This is a genomic window from Delftia sp. ZNC0008, from assembly GCF_000799035.1.
In the GTDB taxonomy this organism is placed as follows: domain Bacteria; phylum Pseudomonadota; class Gammaproteobacteria; order Burkholderiales; family Burkholderiaceae_C; genus Comamonas; species Comamonas tsuruhatensis.
This window is the reverse complement of record NZ_JTKZ01000693.1, coordinates 1-2,752: the sequence shown is the minus strand read 5'-3', so window position 1 is coordinate 2,752 and position 2,752 is coordinate 1. Positions and strand designations below refer to the sequence as shown.

At 70.2% G+C, this 2,752-nt stretch carries 1 protein-coding gene; it reads right to left on the bottom strand.

From position 1 onward, the window contains the following. Positions 1 to 2,752, bottom strand: a 2,752-nt coding sequence (locus L995_RS22575; RefSeq protein ID WP_231574507.1) for a non-ribosomal peptide synthetase, incomplete at both ends; no start/stop codon positions are given.

Sequence of the window (2,752 nt, the reverse complement as noted above, 5' to 3'; positions counted from 1 at the left end):
GATGTCGTGGCGTGCGATGACCTGGTTGAGCCGTTGCACAAAGCCCAGCAAACGCTCCCGCGTGTCGAAGCCCAGCAGCGTGGGCGTGGCATAGGCGTCGCCCTGCTGGTGCAGGGTGTGGTGGAACAGAATGCCTTCCTGCAGCGGCGCCAGCGGATAGATGTCCTGAATGTTGGCCGCGCCACCGGGCACGGCGGCCTCGACCCGTGCGATCTCCTGCACGTCCAGCGCCGCCAGTGTCAGCATGGCGGGCGTGATGGCCGTGCAGCCTTCGGGGATGCCGTTGGGCGGCACCTGCACCTGGGCGGCGTCGTCCGCCTGCATCAGCTGCGCCGCAAAATCCGCCAGCTGCGGATGCTGGAACAGGCTGCGCACCGAGGCCGACAGGCCATGCGCGCGCATGCGCTCCAGCATGCCCATGGCCAGCAGCGAGTGCCCGCCCAGCTCGAAGAAGTTGTCGCGCCGCCCCACGCGGTCCTGCCCCAGAAGCTCGGCCCATATCGCCGACAGCTGCTGCTCCACCCCGTTGTGCGGCGGCTCGTATCCACGCTGCGCCCATTCGGGCTGCGGCAGGGCCTTGCGGTCCACCTTGCCGTTGGCATTGAGCGCAAGCGCAGGCAGCACGACGATGGCCGAAGGCTGCATATAGTCCGGCAGCCGCCCGGCCAAAGCCTGGCGCAAGGTTTCGGCCAGCCCCGCATCGGCGTCCGGGCTGGCCACATAGGCGACAAGGCGTGCGCCCGCCGCGCCCGATGTGGCTTGCGCCGCGACCACCACGGCCTCGCGCACGCCGGTCTGGGCCAGCAGATGGGCCTCGATCTCGCCCAGCTCGATGCGCAGGCCGCGGATCTTCACCTGGTGGTCCAGGCGCCCCAGGTACTCGATCTGGCCTTCGCCGTTCCAGCGCACCAGGTCGCCCGTGCGGTACAGCAGGCCGCCCTGCGTGTCCAGCGGGTCGGCCACAAAGCGCTCGGCCGTCAGTGCGGGGCGGTTCAGATAGCCGCGCGCCAGGCCCATGCCGCCCAGGTACAGCTCGCCGGCCACGCCCTGTGGCGCCGGCCGCATGGCGCAGTCCAGCACATAGGTGCGGATGCCGCTGATGGGCCGGCCGATGGGAACCTGGCGCCGCCCGTCGTCGCAGCAGCGCCAGTGGGTGACGTCGATGGCCGCCTCGGTCGGGCCATAGAGGTTGTAGAGACCGGCTCCGGGCAGCAGCCTGAAGACGGCGTTCTGCGCCTCGGCCGGCAGGGCCTCGCCGCTGCACAGGATGCGCCTGAGGCCCGTGCATGCCGCAACGCCCGCATGGGCCACAAAGGCCTGCAGCATGGAGGGCACGAAGTGCACGGTGGTGACGCCATGGCCCGTGATCAGCGCCACCAGCCTTGCGGGGTCACGGTGATCGCCAGGCGCGGCCATCACCAGCCGGGCGCCGGCCATCAGGGGCCAGAAGAACTCCCAGACCGACACATCGAAGCTGAACGGTGTCTTTTGCAGCACGGCGTCCGAGGCATCGAGCGCATGGGCCTGCTGCATCCAGGCCAGCCGGTTGTGCAGGGCCGCATGCCGGTTGGCCGCGCCCTTGGGGCGGCCCGTGGAGCCCGAGGTGAAGATCACATAGGCCAGATGCTCCCCATGCACGGCAACCACCGGGTTGCGCTGAGATTCACCGGCCACATCGATGCGGTCGATGTCCAGCCACTGCAGATCCTCGCCTGCGGGCAGGCGCTCGCGCAGCGCGCTGTGGGTGAGCAGGCGCCGCACGGCGCCGTCTTCGATCATCTGCGCCAGCCGTTCGGGCGGGTGATCGGGGTCCAGGGGCACATAGGCGCCACCGGCCTTCATGATGGCCAGCAGGCCCACCACCATCTCGATGGACCGCTCCATGGCGATGCCCACCCGGGTCTCCGGCCTCACGCCCAGGGCCATCAGCCGGTGTGCCAGCTGGTTGGCGCGGCGGTTGAGCTGGTCGTAGCTCAGAACCTGATCGCCAAAGACCAGCGCCACGGCGTCCGGCCGTGCCTGGGCCTGGCGCTCGATCAACCGGTGCACAGGCTGCATTCCGGGTTCGGTTCGGGCGCCCAGGCTCCAGGCCTGCAGCTGCGCCCATTCCTTGCCGTCCAGCATGTCCAGCGCCGCAGCCTCCAGGCCGGGCTCGCTTTCCAGCGCGTGGACCAGGGAGGCCACGGCCGCCGCCATGTATCCACACAGCCGTTCAGCCCCCAGAGCAGCATCGGCCTGGGCCACGATGCCAAAGCCTTCGCCCAGGTCATCGATGGACACGGTCACGGGGTAGTTGGTGCGCTCCTGTCCGCCCAGCGCCGTCATGCCTTCCCACGCGCCCGCTGCGGCCCCCTCCTGCGGGGCCACGCTGTAGCGGTAGTTGAGCAGGGCCGAGAACAGCGGCGTCCCCCCCGCCAGAGCGCTGCAGCGCTGCGCCAGCGACAGCGTGGCGTGCTCGTGGTGCATCAGCCCCGTCAGCAGCCCATGCGTCTGGCGCAGGCATTCCTGCACGCTGCGCCCGCCCAGCCGTATGCGCAGCGGCAGCGTGTTGATGAACATGCCCAGCGCGCTGTGCGCGCCCTCCCCGCCCTGCATGCGGCCAAAGAGCACGGTGCCGAACACCACGTCATCCTTGCCCGTGGTCCTGCCCAGCACCAGCGCCCAGGCCAGGTGGAACAGGCTGGCAGCACTCACCCCATGGCGCTGCGCCTGCCGGCGCAGCTCGCGCGACAGCGGTGCATCCAGCGCAAGC